Source organism: Pandoraea sp. LA3 (genome assembly GCF_022696215.1).
In the GTDB taxonomy this organism is placed as follows: domain Bacteria; phylum Pseudomonadota; class Gammaproteobacteria; order Burkholderiales; family Burkholderiaceae; genus Pandoraea; species Pandoraea capi.
The window spans coordinates 53,822-79,233 of record NZ_PTPY01000037.1; the positions used below are offsets into that span (position 1 = coordinate 53,822).

A 25,412-nucleotide genomic window follows, 5' to 3' on the forward strand; every position below is an offset into this window, starting at 1 on the left:
AAGTGGCAGTATCGAAGCGGGGTGTAGCTTAGCCTGGTAGAGCGCTACGTTCGGGACGTAGAGGCCGGAGGTTCGAATCCTCTCACCCCGACCAGGATTTACTTTGCTCATATGCAAAGCAAAAAAACCGACGGACATGTCCGTCGGTTTTTTTATTTCTGCCGCTATTTCTGCCGCCAAATTCCCTCGCCTCGCACTCAACGCTTGGGACTCCGGCCCATTACGGTCATCCTGCACCATCCGCCACGATGCCCTTACGTCGATCACGCATCGAGTCAGGCATCGAAACGGGCCCCCACATCCCCTCTGCTATAGTGGCGACTCATTGCCACCGCCGCGCTTCGCGCACCGAAAAGCTTGGACGCCTTGCCCTTATGGGCGCAGATTTGCGCCGTCGCCTTCCTGATCATCTGCTCGGGATTCTTTTCCATCTCGGAGACGAGCATGATGGCGCTCAACCGCCATCGCCTGAAGCATCTGGTGCGCATGAACGTCTCCGGCGCCCGATCGACGCAAGGCCTGCTCTCTCGCACAGAAGATCTGCTCTCGACGATTCTCGTCGGCAATAACGTCATCAATACCGTCGTGCCGGTACTCACCACGTCGATCGCGGTGCGCTACTTCGGCAACGACGCCGTCACGCTCTCCGTCGCCACCGCGATGATTGCGCTGCTCATCATCATCTTCGCGGAGATCGGCCCGAAGATTGTCGGCGCAACGTATCCGGAACGCATCGCCCTGTCGGTCAGCACGCCGCTCAAACCCATCGTCGTCGCGGCGACGCCGCTCGTGTGGGTACTCAATACATTCGTGCGCGGGATGCTGCGCGTGCTGCGCATCGATACGCGTCGCGCGGCGAGCGAGGCCCGGCTGACGACCGAAGAGTTGCGCACCATCGTGCTCGAAGCCGGCAACTACATGCCGACCAAGCCGCGTAGCGTGCTGCTCAACCTGCTCGATCTCGAGAACATCGCCGTCGACGACGTGATGGTGCCGCGCGCGCGCATCGAAGCGCTCGACATCTCGGCCCCGCTCGACACCATCCTCACGCAACTTGAGACCTGCTATCACAACAAGTTGCCGGTGTATGACGGCGACATCGATCGCATCATCGGCATCTTGCCGGTGCGTCGTACGTTGTCCGCGCTGCGTCATCCGGACGATCTTTCCGTCGATACGTTGCGTGCGCTGCTCGTCGATCCGTACTTCATTCCGAGCGACACGCCTGCGCTGCGTCAGTTGCAGTACTTCCAGGAGAATCAGCGCCGCGTGGGGCTGGTCGTCAACGAGTACGGCGAAGTCGAAGGGCTGGTAACGACCGAGGACATCATCGAGGAACTCATTGGCGAGTTCACGACGAGCGTGCCAGGCACCGGTGGCAGCCGCTCGGGCTGGACGTCCGACGGCGAGTGTCTGGTTGGCGGCGGCGTCGGTCTGCGAGACCTGAACCGCCGGCTCGGATTGCATCTGCCGACCGATGGGCCGAAGACACTTAATGGCCTCATTCTCGAAGTGCTGCGCGAGATTCCGGAAGCGGCCGTCAGCCTTGAAATCGAAGGCCTGCGTATGGAGATCGTTCAGATCGACAACCAGGCGATCAAAACGGTTCGGTTGTTCAAACCGGGGCCGCGCGCCGCCCATCACGACTGACGATTTGCGATCGCAGTGAATCGACGACGTCGTTCTCGATCACTGCCGGTCACACCCCTCCATTTTTCGGGTTATTCCGATTGAGCGATACCGGGGTTATGACGAGACTGAAGCTTCACGCAGCTCTCGCAGAACCCCGTCATGTCGCAATCCACCGCCCCACTCCCTGCCCCATCCGTTGATGGCACGTCGTCGGCAACGACGTCTCCCTTCGTCTCGACAACGTCATCTTCCGGCGCGCCTCGTGCGTCTCCCAGGGGCGAGACGCCACTGCAATGCCTTGAGCAAATCCTGAACGACGCGATTCGCGCAGGTGCTTCCGACGTTCATTTCGAACCGATGGCGCAACGCTTTCGCGTTCGGCTACGCATCCACGGTTACCTGCAAGAACACTGCGAGGTGCCGCTCGCGTGGCGCGACATGCTGGTGTCGCGACTGAAAGTCCTGGCGAATCTGGACATCGCACAAAAGCGATTGCCGCAAGATGGGCGCATGGTGTGGTGCGAAGCGGGAGAGCCGGTGGAGTGTCGCGTGAGTGCGCTGCCCACGCTCCACGGAGAAAAGCTCGTGGTGCGACTGCTTGACGGCGCCAAGGTGCCGCTGGCGCTGGAAGGCCTCGGCTACACGCCGAAGCAGTATCTCGCACTGACGCAGGCAATCTCGCGGCCGCACGGCATGATTCTGCTGACGGGGCCGACCGGCAGCGGCAAGACCGTCTCGCTGTACAGTTGCCTGCGACGGCTCAACGACGCATCACGCAATATCGTGACCATCGAAGACCCGGTGGAAATCCGTCTGCCGGGCATCACACAGGTCAATCTGAACGAACGCGCCGGACTCGACTTCGCGACCGCGCTGCGCGCCTTTCTCCGTCAGGATCCGGACGTCCTCGTCGTCGGTGAGATTCGCGACGCGCTAACGGCCCAGATTGCCGTACAGGCCGCACAGACCGGGCATCTGGTTTTCGCAACCGTGCATGCGAACGACGCACCGAGCACACTCGCGCGGCTCTTCGACCTTGGCGTTGCGCCGTTCAACCTCTCGTCGACGCTCCTGCTCATCAGCGCACAGCGCCTGCTCCGGCGAAGATGCCCTGCCGGCTGTGAACCTCGCGCAGCGGCAAGCGACATCGAGCGCAACAACCGATCGTGCATGCGCTGTCACGGCAGCGGCTTCGCCGGGCGCATCGGTGCCTTCCAGGTGATGCCGGTCAGTGCCACACAAGCCATCAACATCGCTCAGGCAAGTAGTCCTCACGAACTGGCGGCACAGGCGCAAAGCGAGGGGATCATGACGCTGCGCGAAGCCGGGCTGTGGCATGCGCAAACAGGAACCGTCAGCGAGGAGGATGTCGATGCGACGACTCCCGCCTGATGCTGCGGCACCGAATGTTTCTGCCGATGCGTTCCGGTTCGTGCATGAACAACTCACGCGAATGCACCCCGATGACGATCTCCGGCGACAGGTCTCGCTCCCTGCGTCACCGGATTGCGCTCATCCAAAGCGGTCTATGCATCGCCTTTCCCGGCGTCGAACGATCTCCCGAAACCATCGAATCGAGCGTGCCGAATGTCTCAATTGATGCCGCCACGTCGCTGGCACTGGCAGGGACGAGACGCCGACGGGCGCGCACAACGCGGCGATGTCGTCGCACACGGCGAAGCGGCTGCCCGACTCGCGATTAGGCAGCAGTACCCGCAGGTGACGATCACGCACCTGGGACCGGGACGCCGTCACGCGCCGGCGGCACGCACCCGGTCGTCCGATGCTACGGACTTCGTGCGTCGGCTGGCGACGCTGCTGGGTGCGGGCGTCCCGCTGACGGCTGCGCTCGACGTGTTGGCACGCGGCGCACACACGCGAGGCCTCAAGCGGCTGGCGTCCGGCATCGCACAGGACGTCGCGCTGGGTCATCCGTTGGCGCAAGCGATGGCGCGCGCCAGCCGACGCTTCGGCGGTGTCGATTCTCAGTTGATCGCCGCCGGCGAACTGAGCGGGCAGCTTGGCCAAACGTTGATGCGTCTGAGTGCCCATTACGATCACGCGCAAAGCGTGCGAAACAAACTACAACGCGCCCTTGCCTATCCGCTCACGGTACTGGTCGTGGCGGTGGCCGTCGTGATCGCGTTGCTGCAATGGGTGATTCCGGAATTCGAGCGCCTGTTCGCCAGTGCCGCCGGCGGGGGCTTGCCGTTGCCACCGCTGACTCGCGCGCTGATCGATCTTTCACGCGCGTCGCTGACGAGCGGCCCGTGGATACTGGCCTGCACTGGCGCAGCGGGTCTAGCCATCGCCGCCACGCTTCGGAGAAGCCTGCGTATGCGACGCCAGCGAGACCGTCTGATACTGCGGTTGCCGGGGGTGGGCAACATCGTGCGGATGATGAGCGCCGCCCGATGGGCGAGAACACTGGGCACGCTGCTTGACGCCGGTGTCGCGTTGCCGGATGCCATGGACGCCGCGGCAAGCGCCTGCGGCAACCTCGTCATGCAGGAAGCCGCACATGCGGTGCACCGGCAGGTCACTCGGGGAGCGCGTCTGGCAACGTCGCTCGAAGCCGATGGGCACTGGCCGCTGGCCGTGGCACAACTGGCCGTCATCGGGGAGGAATCGGGTACACTCGGGCGCATGCTCAACCAGGCCGCCGGCCTGCTCGACGAGGAAGCTTCGCAGGCGCTGGTCAGTACCTGCGCGACGCTCGAACCCATGATGATTACGTTTCTCGGCCTGCTGATCGGCGGTATGGTCCTCGCGATGTATCTGCCGATGTTCCAACTCGGATACGGTGTCGCATGAACGCGCTCGATGGCTACGCTGAATTCCTTCTCGTCGACTGGCTCGCGCAACTGGCCCCTCACTGGCGTCTCGCGCTATTCGCCATCACCGGCATGCTTGCCGGGTTAATGCTCGACGTCGTCGTGCGACGCGTGCCGGCGGCGATCGAACGCGCCTGGCTCGAAGAGCTTCAGGCCGCCGAGGCGTCGGAGTCCCTATCACCGGCAGCACCGGCGACACAAGCACCTCACGCCACGCTCCAGACGACGCCGATAGCGCTCTCGCCTGCCGCCACCCTGTCGGGCATCAGTGCGACCGACCTGCCCATATTGGCGACGGACGCGCCGCCGCCACGTCGCTGGCAACTCGCGTTGCTCACCGGCACACTCAGCATCGCCATCTCATGGCGGTTCGGTCCGACATGGCAAAGCGTGGGCGCGCTCGGTCTTGTCTGGACGCTCATCGCGCTCGCGTACATCGATCACGACACGCAACTGTTGCCCGACATCTTGACGCTGCCGCTGCTGTGGGCCGGCCTGCTCTGCAACCTCGGCCACTGGTTCGCTGCGCTGCCTGCCGCCGTCATCGGTGCGGCAGCCGGGTACATGAGCCTGTGGGCGATGTATTGGGTCTATTGGTGGATACGTCGTCGCGAGGGCATGGGTTTCGGCGACTTCAAGCTTTATGCGGCGTTGGGTGCCTGGTTCGGCTGGACGGCGCTGCCTCAGATTCTGCTCGTCGCATGCGTCCTTGCCATCGTGGTTGCCGGCAGTGCGTGGCTGACGGGGCGCCTGCGCAGCGATCAAATGTTTCCTTTCGGCGCGTTTCTCGCCGCCGCAGGTATCGTCACGCTCTTCGGCGGCGACGGCCTGATGCTCTGGATCGGAGGAACTCCATGACTTACGCCATCGGCCTGACCGGCGGCATCGGTAGCGGCAAGACGACCGTCGCCAATCTGTTTGCCACGCACGGCATCGCCATCATCGACACCGATGCCATTGCGCACAGCATTACTGCACCGGGGGGCGCGGCCATGCCCGCTATACGGCGCGAGTTCGGCGACGCCTTCGTGGCGCCGGACGGCTCGCTCGACCGGGCACGGATGCGCGAAGCCGTCTTCACGGACGACGCCGCGAAAGCGCGTTTGGAGGCAATTACCCATCCGTTGATCCGCACGGAATGCGAGCGCGCTGCGGCCGAAGCCCAGGGGCCCTATCTGATTTTCGTCGTACCGCTGCTGGTTGAATCCGGCACCTGGCGCGAGCGTGTGCAGCGGATATTGGTCGTCGACTGCACGCAGGAGACGCAGATCGCGCGTGTCATGGCCCGAAACCGGTTCACGCGTGAGCAGGTGCAGGCGATCATGGCGCGTCAGGCCTCGCGCGCCCAGCGGCTTGCCGTGGCGGACGACGTGATCGACAACGATGTGCAGCACGCCCCGCTCGCGCCACAAGTCGACCGTTTGCACGCCACCTATCTCCAGTTGGCGACGCGCACGGGAGGCGAATGAGCGCCCGCTCGCGTTGCCACCCGACAGATTCCCGCATTAGAATGTCGCCATTACGCTGAAAAGCGCCAACTTTTGGGCCAACGCGCTTGATCCTGTACGAATATCCGCTCAACGAACGCATTCGCACGCTGCTTCGGCTAGAAGAGCTGTTCGGGCGCTTTGCCTTTTTCGTGGGACAGGATCAGCCGCTCGATCATCATGCGGCCCTGATCACGATGTTCGAGATTGCCGACATCGCGGGTCGCACCGATCTGAAGAACGAGCTGGTCAAGGAACTCGACCGCCAACGTCAGACGCTCCAGACCTATCGCGGCAATCCCGATATCGCCTCCGACGCGCTCGAACAATTCATCGGCGAAGTCGAGCTGGCCATCGCGAACCTCAATCAGATTCCCGGCAAACCCGGTCAGCACCTGAACGACAATGAATGGCTCGCAAGCATTCGCAGCCGCTCGGTGATTCCCGGGGGTACCTGCCGTTTCGATCTGCCGTCGTATTACGCCTGGCGTCATAACGACGCCGAGCAGCGTCGTCACGATATCGATAAGTGGATCGGTCCGCTGTTCCCGATTCGCGACGCCATCGCGATCGTGCTCGGGCTGGCACGCGAGTCCGGCCATGCCAGCAAGGCGATGGCACAACAGGGCAGCTACCAGCAGATGCTCACCGGGCGCGTGTATCAACTGATGCAGGTGCGTGTCGCGGCGGACCTCCGCGTGATTCCGGAAGCGAGCGCCAACAAGTACATGCTGTGGGTACGCTTCACGACGCAGGACGGGGATCTGAAGCCGCGTCCGGTCGACAGCGATGTCCCGTTCCTGCTCACCCTCTGCAATCTGTAAGACCATGACGAGCGTCGTCAACTGTCCGACCTGCGGCAAGAAAGTTGCCTGGGAGCCGAAGTCCAAATTCCGTCCGTTCTGCTCGGAGCGCTGCAAGCAAATCGACATGGGCGCTTGGGCCGCAGAGAAGTACACGATCCCGGCCGAATCGCCGGAAGATCCGTCTCAGGAATCGCCGCTCGATCCCACGCAACGCTGATCGACGCATCGAAGTCCCAAAGTCCCGAAGTACCGATCGAACGCTTTACGCGATGCCGGGCCGACAGACGGCGACGGCGCCGAACAATCCATCGTCAGTGACATCAGGCTCGGATCCCGTCGAGCCGGAAAAACAAAAATGCCGCTTCGGTATGCATCGAAGCGGCATTTTTCATGCGCTCGCCAAATATCAGCGCTCGCAGCGTGCTCTCGTCAGGGGCGCGCGGCCAACTCCTCGGCAAGCCACGTCAACGGGGGCAGCGCCGCCGGCAGCAACGGCTCGACGCTCACCGGCGGGTGCTCCCACGCCAGCGCCTGACCTTCCTTGCCATGCGGCTCGCCCTGCCATGCCGTCACCTTGCAGAAATGCAGACGGACGTAGGCGTGCGGATAATCGTGCTCCAGCACACGCCACGGTGCGCAGCGCTCGACCGTCACGCCCAGTTCCTCGTGCAGCTCGCGCGCCAGCGCCGCCGCCACCGACTCACCGGCCTCCAGCTTCCCGCCCGGAAACTCCCAGTAGCCGGCGTACGGCTTACCCGCAGGACGCTGGCCGAGCAGCACCGCGCCGTCCGGGCGCACCATCACACCCACGGCCACTTCCGTGACGGGACGCCCATCCGGCGCCATTCGATTCGAGTCTGTCATATCACTACACACCTACGGAATTTCCCACTCGGACGGATGGCACCCGGGCCGCGCCATCGCGCCCCGAACGCCACACCATCCCTATCGTTACGACGTCTGCGACGACGCCCCACGCTGCTTGCCGGCCCAGTCGCGAGCAAACTGGAACGCGACCCGGCCCGAGCGCGACCCCCGCTCCAACGCCCAGATCAGCGCTTCCTGACGCGCGCTCTCCGTCTGGTCCGCCGGCACGCCGAAGTGCTGCAACCAGTGGCTGACGATCGTCAGGTAATCGTCCTGCTTGAACGGATAGAAGCTCACCCACAGCCCGAAGCGCTCGGACAGGGAGATCTTCTCTTCGATCACTTCGCCCGGATGAATCTCACCGTCTTCGGTGTGGCGATAGCTCTCGTTGTCCTTCATGTACTCGGGCAACAGGTGACGACGGTTGGACGTCGCATAGATCAGCACGTTGTCCGACTGCGCGGCCACCGAACCGTCGAGCGCAACCTTGAGCGCCTTGTAACCCGACTCGCCGTCCTCGAACGACAGGTCGTCGCAGAACACGACGAAGCGCTCCGGGCGCTGCGAGATCAGATCGACGATGTCGCCCAGATCGGTCAGATCGTCCTTGTCGACTTCAATGAGACGCAGTCCTTCCGACGCGTACTGATTCAGGCATGCCTTGATCAGCGACGACTTGCCGGTACCGCGCGCGCCGGTGAGCAGCACATTGTTGGCCGGCTCGCCACGCACGAACTGACGCGTGTTCTGCTCGATCAGCGCCTTCTGGCGCTCGATGTTCTGAAGGTCGCCCAGCGTAATGTTGGAGACGTGCGCGACCGGTTGCAGGAAACCGCGTCCCTGCTTCTTGCGCCAGCGGAACGCCGTCGCGACGCTCCAGTCGATTTCGGGGGCAGCCGGGGGCAGCATCGCCTCCAGCCGGGCCAGCACGCCTTCAGCGCGCGTCAGGAACTGTTCCAGTTTGTCCATTGCTTCGAAATCCCCGCGCCGCTATCGGGCGCTCGTGTCGATGCTTCGAGGTGTTGTCGTTTCCCTTCGCTGTGCGCCCCGGTGCTTTTGCCACCGGCTGGCGATGCGCCCGATATCGATATGCCTGTGCCATCGGGCACCCACGTCTACCGGCGCAGGGTGGATGCCGGTCAGACATCCGTCGCTGCGCCGACGGCCCTTCGCATCCGGTGGGATGCTCACTCGATCCGGGCCGCCGCGTCGGGTCTCAGGAACGGTAATCCGCGTTGATGCTCACGTAGTCGTGCGAGAGATCGCACGTCCACAGCGTTGCTGCCGCGTCGCCGCGACCGAGCACCACGCGTACCGTAATTTCGCTTTGCTTCATTACGCGCTGACCGTCTTCCTCACGATAGTCGGCATTGCGGCCGCCAGCGCGGGCGACCAGCACGTCGTCCAGATAGAGGTCGATCTTGCTGACGTCGAGATCGTTCACGCCCGCATAGCCGATGGCGGCCAGAATGCGGCCCAGATTCGGATCGGACGCGAAAAACGCCGTCTTCACCAGCGGCGAATGGCCGATGGCGTACGCGATCTGGCGGCACTCGGCCACGTCACGGCCACCTTCGACCGTCACGGTGATGAACTTGGTCGCGCCCTCGCCATCGCGCACGATAAGCTGCGCCAACTCCTGCGAGATCGACAGCAACGCATCGCGGAAAGCGGCAAACGCCGGGGTGTCGGTGCTCGCAATTTCCGGCAGTTCGGTCTGGCCCGTGGCTGCCACGATGAACGAGTCGTTGGTCGACGTATCGCCATCGATGGTGATGGCATTGAACGAGCGGTCCGCAACGTACTTCACCAGTGCGTCGAGCACCGGTTGCGCCACGCGGGCATTGGTGCCGACGAAGCCGAGCATGGTCGCCATATTCGGCTTGATCATGCCCGCACCCTTGCTAATGCCGGTGAGCACGATCGTCTGACCATCGATCACGAGCTGACGCGAGGCCGCCTTCGGCAGCGTGTCGGTCGTCATGATCGACTGCGCGGCTTCGAACCAATGGGCGGGCGCCAGATTGCCAATGGCCTGCGGCAGACCGGCGACCAGGCGATCGACCGGCAGCGGTTCGAGAATCACGCCCGTCGAGAACGGCAGGATCTGGTTGGACGAGACGGACAGCAGCTTGGCCAGCGCATCGCACGTCGCGCGCGTGGCGAGCATGCCCGGTTCACCGGTGCCGGCGTTGGCGTTACCCGTGTTGACGACGAGTGCGCGAATGCCGGCCTTGGCCGCCAGATGCTCCTTGCACACCGTGACCGGCGCGGCGCAGAAGCGGTTCGTCGTGAACACGCCCGATACCGTGCTACCGGCGGCCAGTCGCATGACCAGCACGTCCTTGCGGTTCGGTTTGCGGATATTGGCTTCCGCCCAGCCCAGTTCCACGCCCGGGACGGCATGCAGTTGGGAGGCTTCGATCGAGGGGAAATTGACGGCCATGAGGGTTCGCCCGCGAGAGGTAAGGGTTGCAGCTCCCGCCCTGGCGATGTCGGCACGACAGCCCGCCGGGGCGGCGGTTGATCGGTGCGGCCGGTTCGACTGGATTGCAAAATGTCGTGAAACGCTGCAAAACGCTTCGAAAACCGGCGCTATAAACGACGCGGCGCCGATCATAAGTCGGCGCCGCATCGATCACTTCACATCTTAAGACAGTTTGCCGTGGCAGTGCTTGAATTTCTTGCCACTGCCGCACGGGCACGGGTCGTTACGTCCGACCTTCGGCAGGAAGTCGCCGCCTGCGGCACCGGCAGCTGCCGCAGCCTGCCCGAGCGCCGCGACCACCGGGCGACCGGCGTCCTCGTCGACCTCGCCTTCGCCGCCCACAGTTTCCAGCTCATCGTGCTTGAACTCGATGTTGACCAGACCGCCGGCGTTGTCGTCGAGCGATTCCGTCGCCTGCTCAAGCTCCTCCTGCGACTGGATGCGCACGTTCATGATGACGCGCGTGACTTCCAGCTTGATGGTCTCAAGCAACTGCGCGAACAGTTCGAACGCTTCGCGCTTGTATTCCTGCTTCGGATTCTTCTGTGCGTAGCCGCGCAGATGGATACCCTGACGCAGGTGATCCAGCGCCGCCAGATGCTCGCGCCAGTTCGAATCCACGCTTTGCAGCATGACCGAGCGCTCGAAACCGGAGAACGACTCGCGTCCGACCAGCTCGACCTTCGCGTTGTACGACGCTTCGGCCGCGTCCATCACTTCCTTGAGGATGTCCTCGTCGTCGATCTCTTCCGTGCCTTCGATGCGCGATTGCAGCGGCAGGTCGAGCTGCCATTCTTCGCGCAGCGTCGTCTCCAGCCCCTTCAGATCCCACTGCTCTTCCACCGTACCGGCCGGCACGTAGTTGCGCACGATATCTTCGAACACGCTTTGACGCATGCCCGCGATCGTTTCCGAGACGTCCTGCGCTTCGAGCAGTTCGTTACGTTGCTGATAGATCACCTTGCGCTGATCGTTGGCAACGTCGTCGTACTCCAGCAGTTGCTTACGCACGTCGAAGTTACGGGCTTCGACCTTGCGCTGCGCCGACTCGATCGAGCGCGTGACGATACCGGCTTCGATGGCTTCGCCTTCCGGCATCTTCAGGCGATCCATGATCGCGCGAACGCGGTCGCCCGCGAAAATGCGCAGCAGCGGATCTTCCAGCGACAGATAGAAGCGCGACGAACCCGGATCGCCCTGACGGCCCGAACGGCCGCGCAACTGGTTGTCGATACGACGCGACTCGTGACGCTCGGTGCCGATGATGTGCAGACCGCCAGCGGTCTTCACCTGCTCGTGCAGCCCTTGCCACTCGTCCTGCAATTGCTTGATGCGCGCTTCCTTGTCGGCCTCGGCCAGCGACTCGTCGGCTTCGATGAAGCTCGATTGCTTCTCGACGTTGCCGCCCAGCACGATGTCGGTACCGCGACCGGCCATGTTGGTCGCGATGGTGATCACGCCCGGACGACCGGCCTGCGCCACGATCTCGGCTTCGCGCTGGTGCTGCTTGGCGTTGAGCACCTGGTGCGGCAGCTTTTCGCGCGTGAGCAGTTGCGAAAGATATTCGGACGTTTCGATCGAGGTCGTGCCCACCAGCACCGGCTGGCCACGCTCCACGCATTCGCGGATGTCCTTGATGACGGCGTCGTACTTTTCCTTGGCCGTCTTGTAGATCTGATCCTGACGGTCGATGCGCTTGGGCACACGGTTCGTCGGGATCACCACCGTCTCGAGACGGTAGATTTCGTTGAATTCGAACGCTTCGGTATCTGCCGTACCCGTCATGCCCGAGAGCTTGGCGTACATACGGAAGTAGTTCTGGAACGTGATCGAGGCGAGCGTCTGGTTCTCGTGCTGGATCTTGACGTGTTCCTTCGCTTCCACGGCCTGATGCAGGCCTTCGGACCAGCGACGGCCGGCCATCAGACGACCGGTGAATTCGTCGACGATCACGATCTCGTCGTTCTGCACCACGTAGTGCTGGTCCTTGTGGAACAGCGTGTGCGCGCGCAGTGCGGCGTACACGTGGTGCATCAGCGTGATGTTCTGCGGAGCGTAGAGGCTGTCGCCCTCGGCGATCATGCCCCACTCGGCGAGCAGTTGCTCGGCCTTCTCGTGGCCGCGCTCGGTCAGGAAGACCTGACGGCCCTTCTCGTCGAGCGTGTAGTCGCCCGGCACTTCGACACCCGTCCCGTCGGCCTTCTCTTCACCGATCTGACGCTCCAGCATCGCCGGCAGGCGATCCATCTTCACGTACAGCTCTGTGTGATCTTCGGCCTGACCCGAGATGATCAGCGGCGTACGCGCTTCGTCGATCAGGATCGAGTCCACTTCGTCGACGATGGCGTAGTTGAGCGTGCGTTGTACCCGCTGATCGGTCTCGTAGACCATGTTGTCACGCAGGTAGTCGAAGCCGAACTCGTTGTTCGTACCGTACGTGATGTCCGCGGCGTAGGCAGACTGCTTCTGGTCATGCGGCATCTGCGACAGGTTGATACCCACCGACAGGCCGAGGAAGTTGTACAGCCGCGCCATCCACTCGGCGTCGCGTTGCGCCAGGTAATCGTTGACGGTCACGACGTGCACGCCCTTGCCCGAGAGCGCGTTCAGATAGGCGGGCAGCGTGGCGACGAGCGTCTTGCCCTCGCCCGTGCGCATTTCGGCGATCTTGCCGTAGTGCAGCACCATACCGCCGATGAGCTGAACGTCGAAGTGGCGCATCTTGAGCACGCGCTTGCCCGCCTCACGGCAGACGGCAAAGGCTTCGACGAGCAACGAATCCACGCTCGCCCCCTGGGCGATACGTTGCTTGAATTCCTCGGTCTTGCCGCGCAGTTGCTCATCGCTCAGCTGGGCGATCTGCGGCTCGAGGGCGTTGATCGCCGCGACGGTTTTCTGGTACTGCTTGATGAGCCGCTGGTTGCGGCTGCCAAATACTTTTTTAAGAAGACCGGGAATCATCGGATCACTGGTTAGGGCGGCAAATGTCGTTCGCAATCGCGCGGTCGGTCGACGGACGAATCCCTCACCCCGGAGCCGTGCCCCATGAGTGACGATCCGCCCGCGGCGTCTGCGCGCTGCGGGTCACCGTGTTTGGCACTCTGGCCGCACGCCGGTTCGATACCTGTACTGAAAAAAGGATTCTAGCATGCTGTCGTGGCACGCCCCGGCGGTGCCCGACCTCGACAAACCGGTGTTTTCGGAAGCCAGTGGGAGGCGACGCCCGATCGCGGGGTAAAATATGCGGCGACCTCTGTCTCATCATATGAAACGACCCAAAGCGCCCCGCGTTGCCCGCCCTCTGACCGACCTGCTGTCCGCATCCGACGGCGCCGGTTCGCTGCTGGTCGCCGCCGAACAACTCGGACGGCTGGAGCGCGACGTCCATGCACTGTTGCCCGCCGCACTTTCCAGCAGTGTCAGGCTTGCGCCGCCGCGCGAAGGGGCACTGGTCTTTCTCGTGTCAAACAATGCGCTCGCCGCCCGCCTGCGTCAGCAGACCCCATCGCTGATCGAGGGGCTCGCCACGCGCGGATGGCTCATCCGGACTATCAGGATTCGCGTGAGCATTGCCGCGCCTGAGCCACAGAAGCCGCCCAAGGAGGCGCATCTGTCCCGACAGGGGCTCGTGAGCCTGCGTGATCTGCGCGATTCGCTGGAGCCATCCCCACTTCGCGACGCCCTCGCCCGCCTCGTCGCGCGCCACTCTTACGGCGGTACGCGCAAGCCCTGATCCCCGGATCGCGCCATCCATTGCTGACGCCGGTCTCATCCGGCGGATCATCGAAGACGATGACCGGCACTGTCCGCGAACGCCGATTTAACGTCGATATCGCCGAACCGCTTTTCCGGACGCCGATATCTCTCGTGCGTCAAATAAAAAAGCGCCGGATGACCGGCGCTTTCTTTTTGTTACATCCGCGTCGCCTTCGATCAGGCGTTCCGCAGCATTTGCGTAACTTACGCGAACTGCGTCTGCGGTTCGAACTGGAAGCCGCGCGGTGCGTCTTCCGCACGCTCGAACGTCACGATTTCGTAGGCTTCCTGTGCGAGCAGCTCGCGCAGCAACTGGTTGTTCAGACCGTGCCCCGACTTGTAAGCCGTGTAGGATGCCAGCAACGAGTGCCCGATGACGTACAGATCGCCGATGGCGTCGAGCATCTTGTGTTTCACGAACTCGTCGTCGTAGCGCAGGCCGTCGTTATTCAGAATGCGGTACTCGTCGAGCACGATCGCATTGTCCATGCTGCCGCCGCGCGCCAGCCCCAGCTCACGCAGCATTTCGACTTCGTGAGCGAAACCGAACGTACGCGCCCGCGCAATTTCCTTCGCGTAGGACGTATCGGCGAAATCGATCTCGAGCGCCTGGCCCGTGCGATCGACCGCCGGATGACGGAAGTCGATGGTGAACTTGAGCTTGAAGCCGTCGTACGGCTCGAGACGCGCCAGCTTGTCGCCGTCGCGAATCTCGACAGGCTTCGTCACACGGATGAATTTCTTGGCCGCAGGCTGCTCTTCGATGCCTGCCGACTGGATCAGGAAGACGAACGTCGCTGCGCTGCCGTCCATGATCGGAATCTCTTCGGCCGTCACGTCGACATACAGATTGTCGATACCCAGCCCTGCGCATGCCGACATCAGGTGTTCCACCGTGGACACCCGCGCACCATCCTTTTGCAACACCGACGCGAGACGCGTGTCGCCGATCGCCATCGCCGACGCCGGAATCTCCACAGGAGGATTCAGATCGGTACGGCAGAAGACGATGCCCGTGTCGGGCGGCGCCGGACGCAGCGACAACTCGACCTTGCGACCGGAGTGCAAGCCGATGCCGACTGTCTTGGCGATGGATTTGAGTGTGCGCTGCTTAAGCATGCTATTTATTAAAACTATCAGACGCTAGGGATCATAGATCGAATTATATCAGATCGGCGCCTTCATCGCTGTGCCACAAACACAACGCTTCGTTACTAAACATTCCGGATGTTGCCCCATCGGTCTGTCTCCGCCTATACCGCGATACGAAATAACCTATTCGCGAAAAAAGCATTTTCCATCTTAGACGTCAGGCCAGAGACCTGCGCGTCGAATCTTGTTCGGGGCACCCCGGCCGCCGCGACGGAGGCAAGCCGCAGCAGTCGGGGGGACAGATCCGCGAGACCGGGTCCGGGATCACGAACGCTTACCCGTAGCGCCCGTCATCTGTGATGCATCAATACCTCTTGCGACTCTGGTTGTCGCAGCCACAAGGCATCTACGCACATCACAACCTTGCCGTATCGTCGTTCCGGACTCGTACCGAGGCGCGCCTTCCCCACGCCACAAGGCATGGTAGGGGGAGCGACGGCGAATCCTCACGACGACCTGCGTAGGTCTCGCGATTCCCAAGGTGCAGCGGCGCCGAGCACTGGCACTCGGCCCGCGCAACCCTGTCAGTCGGCTTGCTTGCGCAGGAAGGCCGGAATGTCGTACGTGTCGACACCCTTTTCCTGCAACGCGGCAACGTGCGAAGCTGCGGTCTCGCGCGTGCTGCGCCACACGGCCGGCGTATCGAGCGCGCCGTAGTCCGTACCGGCGGCCTGACCGACGTTCGGCACGTGACCGGTCGCGATCGGCATGTTGTCGGTACCGGTCTTGAGCAGCGTCATCGGTGCAGCAGCCTTCTTGGCCACAGCACGGCCGAGGCCCGTTGCCACGACGGTCACGCGCAGTGCATCGCCCATATTGTCGTCGTAGACGGCACCGAAAATCACGGTCGCGTCTTCGGCGGCGTAGCTCTTGATGGTGTTCATCACTTCACGCGTTTCCGACAGACGCAGCGAACGCGATGACGTGATGTTGACCAGCACGCCACGTGCGCCCGACAGGTCCACGCCTTCGAGCAGCGGGCTTGCCACGGCTTGCTCTGCGGCCAGGCGCGCACGATCGACACCCGCCACCGTGGCCGTACCCATCATCGCCTTGCCCTGCTCGCCCATCACCGTCTTCACGTCTTCAAAGTCGACGTTCACGAGACCGTCGACGTTGATGATTTCGGCGATGCCGGCCACAGCGTTATGCAGCACGTCGTCGGCGCACTGGAAGCACTTGTCCATTTCCGCATCGTCGCCCATGACTTCGAACAGCTTGTCATTGAGCACGACGATCAGCGAATCGACGTTGTCTTCCAGTTCCTGCGCGCCCGTTTCGGCCACACGCATACGCTTGCCGCCTTCGAACTCGAACGGCTTCGACACCACGCCGACGGTCAGAATGCCCATTTCCTTGGCGATCTGCGCCACGATCGGTGCTGCGCCCGTGCCCGTACCGCCCCCCATGCCGGCGGTAATGAACACCATGTGCGCGCCACGCAGGGCGTCGGTCACGCGCTCACGCGCTTCATCAGCGGCAGCACGGCCCATTTCCGGCTTCGCACCAGCACCCAGACCGGTCTTGCCGAGCTGGATGTTCACGCTGGCCTGCGAGCGGGCCAGGGCCTGAGCGTCGGTGTTCATGGCGATGAATTCCACGCCTTGCACACCACGGTTGATCATGTGCTGGACAGCATTGCCGCCAGCGCCACCAACACCCACCACCTTGATGATGGTGCCGTTGGTTTCCGTTTCCAACATTTCAAAGTTCATAGCGCCTCCAGTGAATTAAAAGCAGATCCGGTACTGCGGGTCACATGCGGCTCGGGTAAGCCGCGCATGTTTTCAACACCAGATCCACACCCCTCAAAAACTCATCAAAACGACTTTTCAAAACCACGTCAGAAATTGCTGAAGAACCAGTCGCGCATACGCGTCCAGACCTGATTCGCCTGTCCCGACTGCACGGCGACCTTACGGCCGCGCATGCGCTGGGAACGTCCTTCGAGCAGCAGCCCCATCGCCGTGGCGTAGCGCGGGCTGCGCACCACGTCGGCAAGACCGCCTGCGTACTCCGGCACACCGATGCGCACCGGCTTGAGGAAGATGTCCTCCCCCAGCTCGACCATGCCCGGCATCATTGCCGCGCCGCCGGTGAGCACGATGCCCGAGGACAGCAACTCTTCGTATCCCGACTCGCGCACCACCTGCTGCACGAGCGAGAACAATTCTTCGACGCGCGGCTCGATCACCGCCGCCAGCGCCTGACGCGACAACGTGCGCGGACCGCGCTCGCCGAGTCCCGGCACTTCGATCATTTCGTCCGGATCGGCCAGTGACTGCTTGGCGATACCGTGCTGAATCTTGATGTCCTCGGCGTCCGGCGTCGGCGTGCGAACCGCCATGGCGATGTCGCTCGTGATCTGGTCGCCCGCGATCGGAATCACGGCCGTATGACGGATCGCCCCTTCGCTGAAGATCGCGATATCGGTCGTGCCGCCGCCGATGTCGATCAGCACCACGCCCAGTTCCTTCTCGTCTTCCGTGAGTACCGCGATGCTCGACGCGAGCGGTTGCAGGATCAGATCGTTCACTTCGAGGCCACAACGGCGCACGCACTTCACGATGTTCTGCGCAGCCGACACGGCGCCGGTCACGATATGCACCTTCACTTCGAGACGGATGCCGCTCATGCCGATCGGCTCGCGCACATCTTCCTGACCGTCGATGATGAATTCCTGCGTGAGGATATGCAGCACCTGCTGGTCGGTCGGGATGTTGATCGCCTTGGCCGTCTCGATGACGCGCGCCACATCGGCCTGCGTCACTTCCTTGTCCTTGATCGCCACCATGCCGCTCGAATTGAAGCTGCGGATATGGCTGCCGGCGATCCCGGTGAAGACGTTGGTGATCTTGCAGTCGGCCATCAGCTCGGCTTCTTCGAGTGCACGCTGAATGGACTGCACCGTGGCCTCGATGTTCACCACGACGCCCTTTTTCAGGCCGCGCGATTCACTCTGGCCGAGGCCGATCACTTCATAGCGGCCTTCAGGGCGCAGCTCGGCCACCACCGCCACGACTTTCGACGTGCCGATATCGAGGGCGACCAACAGATCCTTGTAATCTTTGCTCATAGCGTGTGTAAGTCCTGAAGTCTCACTGGCTTCGCTTTACCGGCGCGGCAGGTTTCGCTGCCGGCTTCTGCGAATCCCGCTTTTGCACGGGTGTCGCGGCAAGCTTCTTGGCCTGTTCTTCGCTCAAGAAACGCATGCCCGCGGCACGCACTGCAAAACCGTTCGGGTACCGCAGATCGGCATACTCGATCTGATTCCCCCAGCGTGCCGCTACCTGCGGATACGCCTGTACGAAGCGCCGGCTGCGCGTGGCGAGGGTCTCGGGGTTTCGTTCCCGTCCCAGCGCCAGTTGCACGCCCCCTGCGAGTCGCACGCCCCAGGCGTAACGATTCGACAGCGTGACCGCCTCGGGTTTCATATTCAGCGGCGCGAACCACTTCACGAAGTCGTAGTACCGCGCCGTTACATCCTTCTCGCTGCCCGGCGGCCCCGCGAACTCCGGCAGCTTGCCCTCGTCCTCGGCTTCCGCCAGGTTGGCGGCGAACAGCTCGCCGTCCACACTCACCAGACGGCCGTCGTTCCACGTGGCCAGCGGCTTGTATTCCTCGATCGTCACGGCGAGCTGGTTCGGCCAGACCCGGCGCACGCTCGCATGACGCACCCAGGGCACCGCCTCGAACGCCGCTCGCGTGGCATCCAGATCGATCGTGAAGAAGTTGCCCTTCAGTCGCGAGACCGCATTCGCGCGCAAGGTCGGACCGTTGATGTGCGACACATCCCCATCGATCTGAATGGCCTTGAGCGTGAAGATCGGACGCTGAATCAGCCAATGACCGCCCGCCGCGAGCGCCGCCAGCACGACGAGTGCGACGAGCGCACTCGCGATGGCGTTGAGCAGGCGTACGTTGTGCCACATGGCGATTTGCTTTCCGTATCAGGGCGTTCTTCAACGCGTTCAATGTTGTGCTCGGTTTATTTACTCGGGCTTCCACTGCGCGTTCGGATGCAGATCGAGCGTCGCAGTTGCCAGAATTTCAACCACCAGGTCTTCGTACGACAGGCCCGCCGCACGCGCCGAAATCGGCACCAGCGAGTGACCGGTCATGCCCGGCGAGGTATTGATCTCCAACAGGTACGGCTTGTTGTCGCGCTTGCGCAGCATCACGTCGGCGCGGGCCCAGCCGCGGCAGCCCAGCACGAGATAGGCGCGCAGCACGAGGCGCTGCACTTCCTCCTGAAGGGACACCGACAACGGCGGCGGGCATTCGTAGCGCGTGTCGTCCTTGAAATACTTGTTCTGGTAGTCGTAGTTCGCGTCCGGCGCGACGATACGGATCACCGGCAACGAACGGGCGGCATTCGCGCCCTTGGTGCCCATACCGAGCACCGGCACGGTCAGTTCGTCGCCATCGATGAACTCTTCGGCGAGCACGTCCGGATCGAGCGCTACCGCCTTCTCGAACGCCGCCTTCAGTTGCGACGCTTCCGTGACCTTCGTCAGACCGATGGTCGAGCCTTCGCGCGACGGCTTGACGATGAGCGGCAGACCGAGATCGCGCGCGACGGCGTCGAAATCAGTGTCGGCGTGCAGCATCGTGAAGCGCGGCGTCGGCAGCCCTTCGTTGATCCAGATGCGCTTGGTCATCTCCTTGTCCATCGCCAGCGCGGAAGCCAACACGCCACTGCCGGTGTAAGGAATGCCCAGATGCTCCAGCGCGCCTTGCATCGTGCCGTCTTCGCCATAACGGCCATGCAGCGCGATGAACACGCGATCGAACTTCTGTGCGGCAAGCGCCGCGAGGTCGTGCATGCCGGTATCGAACGCGTGTGCGTCCACGCCGCGCGAGCGCAGCGCGTCGAGCACGCCGTTGCCCGAAATCAGCGAGATCTGACGCTCGGCCGAGCGCCCGCCCATCAGGACGCCAACCTTGCCGAAACGTTTCGGATCGAAAGCACTCACGTCAAACTCCTTGCTGAACTTGCAACTTGCCGGGCACCGCGCCGATGGAACCGGCACCCATGGTGATCACAACGTCACCCGCACGGGCGACTTGCAGAATGGCGTCGGGCAATTGCGCGACGTCTTCCACGAAAACCGGTTCGACCTTGCCGGCCACGCGCAGTGCGCGCGACAGTGCACGACCGTCGGCCGCCACGATGGGCGCCTCGCCCGCCGAATAGACTTCGCCGAGCACCACGGCGTCCGCATCCGAGAGCACTTTCACGAAGTCCTCGAAGCAGTCGCGCGTGCGCGTGTAGCGATGCGGCTGGAAGGCCAGCACGATGCGACGTCCCGGGAACGCACCACGCGCCGCTGCAAGCGTTGCCGCCATCTCGACCGGGTGATGACCGTAGTCGTCGATCAGCGTGAACGTGCCCGCACCGCTTGCCTTCGGCAGGGCGATCTCGCCATACCGCTGAAAACGTCGGCCTACGCCGTTAAATTCCGCCAGCGCCTGCGCGATCGCGGCGTCCGGCACTTCGAGTTCCGTCGCAATCGCAATCGCGGCCAGCGCGTTGCGCACGTTGTGCTCGCCCGGCAGATTGAGCGTGATGTCGAGCGGCGCGGCGCCCGCGCCAAACTGGCGCAGCACCGTGAAGCGCATCTGACCGGCATCGGCGCGCACGTCGATGGCTCGCACCTGTGCGTCTTCCGACAGGCCGTAACGCACGATCGGCTTCGAGACGAACGGCAGAATCTCGCGCACGTTCGGATCGTCCACGCACAACACGGCGATCCCGTAGAACGGCAGACGCTGCGTGAACGCCACGAACGACTGCTTCAGGCGGGCGAAGTCATGCCCGTACGTATCCATGTGATCCGCATCGATGTTCGTAATGACTTCGATGACCGGATTCAGGTTCAGGAACGAGGCATCCGATTCGTCCGCCTCGACCACGATGAAGTCACCCGTGCCCAGTTTGGCGTTCGCACCGGCACTGTTCAGACGGCCACCGATCACGAACGTCGGATCCAGCCCGCCCTGTGCCAGCACGCTGGCGACGAGGCTCGTCGTGGTCGTCTTGCCGTGCGTTCCCGCAATGGCCACGCCCTGCTTCAGACGCATGAGCTCCGCAAGCATCAGCGCACGGGGCACGATCGGAATCTGACGGGCACGGCCCGCGAGCACTTCCGGGTTATCTGCCGTGATGGCGGTAGACACGACGATGGCGTCCGCGCCTTCGATGTTTTCTGCGGCATGGCCGCGTGCGATGCGCGCGCCCAGGCTGGCGAGGCGCTGCGTCACCGCGTTGTCGCCGAGATCGGAGCCGCTCACCTGATATCCCAGGTTGAGCAACACCTCGGCAATGCCGCTCATGCCCGAGCCGCCAATGCCGACGAAGTGAATATGTTTGACGATGTGTTTCATTTCAATCCTTGGCCAGAGCCGCGCACACGCGCGCCACTTGTTCGGTGGCGTCCGGCTTGGCGAGCGCCCTGGCTTTCTCTCCCATCGCGAGCAGCGATTCGCGCGTCTGACGGCGCAGCCACTCGGCCAGGGTCTCGACCGACAGCTCGCGCTGATCGATCAGCGTTGCCGCGCCCTTGTCGGCGAGGAAACGCGCATTCGTGGTCTGATGGTCGTCGACCGCATGCGGGAACGGCACGAACAGCGCCGCCACACCCGCCGCAGCCACTTCGGCCACCGTCATCGCACCCGCCCGGCAGATCACCAGATCCGCCCCGGCATAAGCCGCGACCATGTTGTCGATGAACGGCACCGCCTCGACCGTCACCCCCGCTGCGGCGTAATTCGCCTGCAACGTCTGAATATGTTTGACGCCCGCCTGATGCGTGACCTGCGGACGCTCCTCGCGCGGCAGCTTCGCCAGCGCCTTCGGCACGATCTCGTTGAGTACCGTGGCGCCCAGGCTCCCGCCGACGACCAGAATGCGCAGTGGACCGGTGCGCGCGTTGTAGCGCTCGGCAGGCGACGCCATCTCGTCGAAGTCCGCGCGGATCGGATTGCCGACCCACTCGCCCCCCGCAATGGTGTCGGGGAACGCCAGCAGTACCTTGTCCGCCACGCGGGCGAGCACCTTGTTCGCCATGCCCGCGACCGAATTCTGCTCATGCAGCACCAGCGGACGCCCCAGCAGCGACGCCATCATCCCCGCCGGGAACGTGATGTAGCCGCCCATGCCGAGCACCACGTTCGGCTTGGCACGACGCACGGCGCCGAGGCTCTGCCAGAACGCGCGCAGCAGATTGAGCGGCAGCAGCAGCTTCGTGAGCAGCCCCTTGCCACGCAGCCCGCCGAACTTCACGAACTCCATCGGAATGTCGTACTTCGGCACGAGCGTCGCTTCCATGCCGGTCGGATTGCCGAGCCAGACCACCCGCCAACCCTGCACACGCAGGAAGTTGGCGACCGCGAGCCCCGGGAAGACGTGACCGCCCGTGCCGCCGGCCATGACCAGCAGCGTGCGTGTCTTCGTTTCCGGTGCCGGCATCGCGGTAGCGCGCTCGGTCATACTTTTCCTCCCCGCATCAGCACGCGGTTTTCGTAATCCACCCGCAGCAGGATCGCCACGGCCACACAGTTGAGCAAGATGCCCGAGCCGCCGTAGCTCACCAGCGGCAACGTCAGCCCCTTGGTCGGCAGCAGGCCCAGATTCACGCCCATGTTGATGAAGGTCTGCGCGCCGAGCCACACGCCAACGCCTTTGGCCAGCAGCCCGGCAAACGTGCGTTCGAGCGCCAGTGCCTGACGTCCGATTTCGAACGCGCGACGCACCAGCCAGTAGAACAGCAGGATGACGACCAGCACGCCGACGAAGCCGAACTCTTCACCGATCACCGCGAGGATGAAGTCGGTATGCGCTTCAGGCAGGTAATGCAGTTTTTCGATGCTGCCGCCGAGTCCGACACCGGTCCACTCGCCGCGTCCGAACGCAATGAGCGAGTGCGTCAACTGATAGGCCTTGCCCAGCGCGTAGTCTTCGCGCCATGGATCGAGGTACGCGAAAATCCGCTCGCGTCGCCATGGTGACAGCCAGATCAGCATCGCGAACGTGCCGACCGCCGTGAGCGCCAGCCCGCCGAAGAGTCGACCGTTCACGCCCCCGAGGAACAGAATGCCCATCGCGATGGCCGCCACGACCATGAACGCGCCCATGTCCGGTTCGAGCAGCAGCAACATGCCGACGAACACCACGGCGATCCCCATCGGCAGGAAGCCCTTGCCGAAGCTCTGCATGAATTCCTGCTTGCGCACCGTGTAGTTCGCGGCGTACAGCGTGACCGCGAGCTTCATGATTTCCGACGGCTGAAGGTTGAGCACGCCGAACGGAATCCAGCGCTTCGAGCCGTTCACGCCCTTGCCCACGTGCGGAATCAGCACGATCACCAGCAGCAGCAACGCCAGCAGGAAGAGCTTGGGCGCGAGCCGGTCCATCGTCTTGACCGGAATCCGGAACGTGATGATGGCCGCGACCAGACCGATCGTCAGCGACACGATGTGACGGCCGAGGAAGTGGTACGTCGAATAGCCGCTGTACTTAGGCGAGTCCGGCAGCGCGACCGACGCCGAATACACCATGATCAGTCCGAGCGACAGCAACGAGATCACCACCCACACGAGGGCGTGATCGTATTCGAGCATGCGCGAGCGCGTCGGCTTGATGCTGCCGAGCGTGCGGCTCGCGGCCGTCGTCGCGGCGCCCGGCGTGGTGGCCGTGCCGGCGCCGGCGAAACCGGCCTGACGCTTCTTGCTGAAGAACGACTTGATACGGTTCATAGCATCACCCCCGCGTCGGCGGCCAGATCAACCACGGTGTCGCGAAACACTTGTGCGCGATGTTCGTAGTTGCGGAACATGTCGAAGCTCGCGCAGGCCGGCGAGAGCAGCACGGCGTCGCCGGGCTGCGCCAGACGTGCGGCTTCGCGCGTGGCGTCTTCGAGCGTCGGGGCATCGATCAGATCGACGCCCGAATCCGTCAGCGCTTCACGCAGCAACGGCGCGTCGCGGCCGATCAGCAGCACGGCGCGCGCATGATGGGCGACGGGATTGGCCAACGGCGAGAAATCCTGCCCCTTGCCGTCGCCACCGACGATCAGGACGAGCTTCTTCTCCAGCCCGGTGATCGCCGCGACCGTGGCCCCGACGTTCGTGCCCTTGCTGTCGTCGTAGAACTCGACTTCGTTGATCGTGGCGATGAGTTGCACGCGGTGCGGCTCGCCCGGGTATTCGCGCAGACCGTGCAGCAGCTTGGCGAGCGGCAGATCGATCGCACGGGCGAGTGCGAGCGCCGCCAGAGCGTTCACTGCATTGTGCTGGCCGCGAATGCGCAGCGCGTCGGCCGGCATCAGGCGCTTGCCCAGCACCTCGACCGTCGCCTCCGGCGTACCTGCCTTGCGACGCTTCGGGGCGGGCGGCGCGTCGTCGCGCGTGTAGCCCTCGACCAGCCACGACATGCCCCCTTCCATCTCGAGGCCGAAGTCGCCGACGGCGTCGGGCTTGCCCGTGCCGAAGGTCACGACATTGGCCTCGGGCGATGCGAAGGCGATCACGCGCGCATCGTCGCGATTGAGCACACGCACCGTGTTCTCACCGAAAATGCGCGCCTTGGCGTTGGCATAGGCGTCCATGTCGCCATGCCAGTCCAGATGGTCTTGCGTGATATTGAGAATCGCTGCGGCGTCGGGCGCGAGAGAATGCGTCGTCTCCAACTGGAAGCTGGAGAGTTCGAGCACCCAGACGTCGGGCAGTGTGGCATCGGTAATGCACTCGCTCAGACGGTCGAGCGCCGACGGGCTGATATTGCCCGCCACGGCCGTGCGTTTGCCGGCACGCCGGCACAGCAGGCCCGTCAGGCTGGTGGTCGTGGTCTTGCCGTTGGTGCCGGTAATCGCGAGCACCTTCGGCGCGTAGCCGCTCGTCGTCTGCATGTGACACAGCGCCTGCGCGAAGAACTCGATCTCGCCCCACACCGGAATGCCGCGCTCGGCGGCAACGGCGAGCAGCGCCGCCACATCGGGCGCGAGCGGCGACAACCCAGGGCTGATGCCGATGAGCTCGATATCGGCGAGCAACGTGTCGATCTGGTCGGCGAGCGGGCCACCCACGAACTCGGCCTGCGGCGCGTCGATGCGCAACGCAACAAGGTTCGGCGGTGTATCTGACGACGCAAAACGCGTGTCGGCCGCCCGGACTCGGCAGCCGTAACGCGCGCACCAACGCGCCATCGCCAGGCCGGACTCTCCCAGACCCAGGATCAGGACACGCGGTTGCCAGGATTCACCAAACTTCTCGCCGAACACGTCGCTCTTTCCTTTTTATCGATTCAAACAACCTACGAATGCATCGCTTCAATGACACCGATCTACTGCTATCGGCGCGAGCGGCCCTACCTTTAGTCCAACTTTGCGCG

Annotated in this window: 22 protein-coding genes and 1 tRNA gene; 9 read left to right on the forward strand and 14 right to left on the reverse strand. The window is 63.5% G+C overall.

The window, feature by feature from the left end; all coding sequences use genetic code 11:
- Positions 1 to 17: 17 nt before the first annotated feature.
- Positions 18 to 94, forward strand: a tRNA-Pro gene (locus C5N93_RS22445).
- Between the two features lie 181 nt (positions 95 to 275).
- Here the strand turns inward: C5N93_RS22445 and C5N93_RS22450 are convergent.
- Entirely contained in the window at positions 276 to 446 is a 171-nt protein-coding gene (locus C5N93_RS22450; protein WP_242560975.1) for a hypothetical protein, read from the reverse strand.
- Between C5N93_RS22450 and C5N93_RS22455 the strand changes: the two genes are divergently transcribed.
- The 7 genes from C5N93_RS22455 (at position 445) to yacG (ending at position 6,976) form a co-directional block, all read left to right on the forward strand.
- Entirely contained in the window at positions 445 to 1,650 is a 1,206-nt protein-coding gene (locus C5N93_RS22455) for an HlyC/CorC family transporter (protein WP_242560976.1), read from the forward strand. The two genes, C5N93_RS22450 and C5N93_RS22455, sit on opposite strands and share 2 nt — an antisense overlap.
- A gap of 141 nt (positions 1,651 to 1,791) precedes the next feature.
- On the forward strand, positions 1,792 to 3,024 hold the full coding sequence (locus C5N93_RS22460; RefSeq protein ID WP_242560977.1) for a GspE/PulE family protein: 1,233 nt from the start codon (positions 1,792 to 1,794) through the stop codon (positions 3,022 to 3,024).
- A gap of 195 nt (positions 3,025 to 3,219) precedes the next feature.
- Positions 3,220 to 4,446 (forward strand): type II secretion system F family protein, encoded by a 1,227-nt coding sequence (locus C5N93_RS22465; protein ID WP_242560978.1) that lies wholly within the window; start codon positions 3,220 to 3,222, stop codon positions 4,444 to 4,446.
- Positions 4,443 to 5,324, forward strand: coding sequence for an A24 family peptidase (locus C5N93_RS22470; RefSeq protein WP_242560979.1), 882 nt, complete (start codon positions 4,443 to 4,445; stop codon positions 5,322 to 5,324). The genes C5N93_RS22465 and C5N93_RS22470 overlap by 4 nt, the downstream gene beginning before the upstream one ends.
- Positions 5,321 to 5,935: a dephospho-CoA kinase gene (gene coaE, locus C5N93_RS22475; protein WP_242560980.1), complete on the forward strand. Its 615-nt coding sequence runs from the start codon at positions 5,321 to 5,323 to the stop codon at positions 5,933 to 5,935. The genes C5N93_RS22470 and coaE overlap by 4 nt, the downstream gene beginning before the upstream one ends.
- 86 nt (positions 5,936 to 6,021) lie before the next feature.
- Positions 6,022 to 6,777, forward strand: a complete 756-nt coding sequence (gene zapD / locus C5N93_RS22480; protein ID WP_069340951.1) for a cell division protein ZapD — start codon at positions 6,022 to 6,024, stop codon at positions 6,775 to 6,777.
- A 4-nt stretch (positions 6,778 to 6,781) separates the two neighbouring features.
- Complete coding sequence (gene yacG, locus C5N93_RS22485) at positions 6,782 to 6,976, forward strand: DNA gyrase inhibitor YacG (protein ID WP_069340950.1); 195 nt, start codon at positions 6,782 to 6,784, stop codon at positions 6,974 to 6,976.
- Positions 6,977 to 7,188: 212 nt separating this feature from the next.
- Here the strand turns inward: yacG and C5N93_RS22490 are convergent, their stop codons facing one another.
- From C5N93_RS22490 to secA, 4 genes are all read right to left on the reverse strand, one after another.
- Entirely contained in the window at positions 7,189 to 7,623 is a 435-nt protein-coding gene (locus C5N93_RS22490) for an NUDIX domain-containing protein (RefSeq protein ID WP_069340949.1), read from the reverse strand.
- Positions 7,624 to 7,710: 87 nt separating this feature from the next.
- On the reverse strand, positions 7,711 to 8,595 hold the full coding sequence (locus C5N93_RS22495) for an ATP-binding protein (protein ID WP_242560981.1): 885 nt from the start codon (positions 8,593 to 8,595) through the stop codon (positions 7,711 to 7,713).
- A 247-nt stretch (positions 8,596 to 8,842) separates the two neighbouring features.
- Positions 8,843 to 10,072: a bifunctional glutamate N-acetyltransferase/amino-acid acetyltransferase ArgJ gene (gene argJ / locus C5N93_RS22500; RefSeq protein WP_150719942.1), complete on the reverse strand. Its 1,230-nt coding sequence runs from the start codon at positions 10,070 to 10,072 to the stop codon at positions 8,843 to 8,845.
- A 204-nt stretch (positions 10,073 to 10,276) separates the two neighbouring features.
- Positions 10,277 to 13,075 (reverse strand): preprotein translocase subunit SecA, encoded by a 2,799-nt coding sequence (gene secA, locus C5N93_RS22505; RefSeq protein ID WP_242560982.1) that lies wholly within the window; start codon positions 13,073 to 13,075, stop codon positions 10,277 to 10,279.
- A gap of 304 nt (positions 13,076 to 13,379) precedes the next feature.
- Between secA and C5N93_RS22510 the strand changes: the two genes are divergently transcribed.
- The gene (locus C5N93_RS22510; protein WP_170836184.1) at positions 13,380 to 13,847 is read left to right on the forward strand and encodes a DciA family protein; all 468 of its coding nucleotides are present in this window, start codon (positions 13,380 to 13,382) and stop codon (positions 13,845 to 13,847) included.
- Positions 13,848 to 14,074: 227 nt separating this feature from the next.
- On the opposite strand, the gene lpxC is transcribed toward C5N93_RS22510, so the two are convergent.
- The 9 genes from lpxC to murD all read right to left on the reverse strand — a co-directional run bounded on the left by lpxC (position 14,075) and on the right by murD (position 25,302).
- Positions 14,075 to 14,989: a UDP-3-O-acyl-N-acetylglucosamine deacetylase gene (lpxC, locus tag C5N93_RS22515; RefSeq protein WP_242560983.1), complete on the reverse strand. Its 915-nt coding sequence runs from the start codon at positions 14,987 to 14,989 to the stop codon at positions 14,075 to 14,077.
- Positions 14,990 to 15,546: 557 nt separating this feature from the next.
- The gene (gene ftsZ, locus C5N93_RS22520) at positions 15,547 to 16,737 is read right to left on the reverse strand and encodes a cell division protein FtsZ (protein WP_150719946.1); all 1,191 of its coding nucleotides are present in this window, start codon (positions 16,735 to 16,737) and stop codon (positions 15,547 to 15,549) included.
- A gap of 128 nt (positions 16,738 to 16,865) precedes the next feature.
- Positions 16,866 to 18,098, reverse strand: coding sequence for a cell division protein FtsA (gene ftsA, locus C5N93_RS22525; protein ID WP_150719947.1), 1,233 nt, complete (start codon positions 18,096 to 18,098; stop codon positions 16,866 to 16,868).
- Between the two features lie 22 nt (positions 18,099 to 18,120).
- Positions 18,121 to 18,954, reverse strand: coding sequence for a cell division protein FtsQ/DivIB (locus C5N93_RS22530; protein WP_150719948.1), 834 nt, complete (start codon positions 18,952 to 18,954; stop codon positions 18,121 to 18,123).
- A 60-nt stretch (positions 18,955 to 19,014) separates the two neighbouring features.
- Entirely contained in the window at positions 19,015 to 19,998 is a 984-nt protein-coding gene (locus C5N93_RS22535; RefSeq protein ID WP_301232535.1) for a D-alanine--D-alanine ligase, read from the reverse strand.
- Between the two features lies 1 nt (position 19,999).
- Entirely contained in the window at positions 20,000 to 21,409 is a 1,410-nt protein-coding gene (murC, locus tag C5N93_RS22540; protein ID WP_242560984.1) for a UDP-N-acetylmuramate--L-alanine ligase, read from the reverse strand.
- 1 nt (position 21,410) lies between these two features.
- Positions 21,411 to 22,514: an undecaprenyldiphospho-muramoylpentapeptide beta-N-acetylglucosaminyltransferase gene (gene murG / locus C5N93_RS22545; RefSeq protein ID WP_083253640.1), complete on the reverse strand. Its 1,104-nt coding sequence runs from the start codon at positions 22,512 to 22,514 to the stop codon at positions 21,411 to 21,413.
- Positions 22,511 to 23,779: a putative lipid II flippase FtsW gene (ftsW, locus tag C5N93_RS22550; protein WP_069340940.1), complete on the reverse strand. Its 1,269-nt coding sequence runs from the start codon at positions 23,777 to 23,779 to the stop codon at positions 22,511 to 22,513. The genes murG and ftsW overlap by 4 nt, the downstream gene beginning before the upstream one ends.
- The gene (gene murD, locus C5N93_RS22555; RefSeq protein ID WP_242560985.1) at positions 23,776 to 25,302 is read right to left on the reverse strand and encodes a UDP-N-acetylmuramoyl-L-alanine--D-glutamate ligase; all 1,527 of its coding nucleotides are present in this window, start codon (positions 25,300 to 25,302) and stop codon (positions 23,776 to 23,778) included. The genes ftsW and murD overlap by 4 nt, the downstream gene beginning before the upstream one ends.
- Positions 25,303 to 25,412 lie beyond the last annotated feature (110 nt).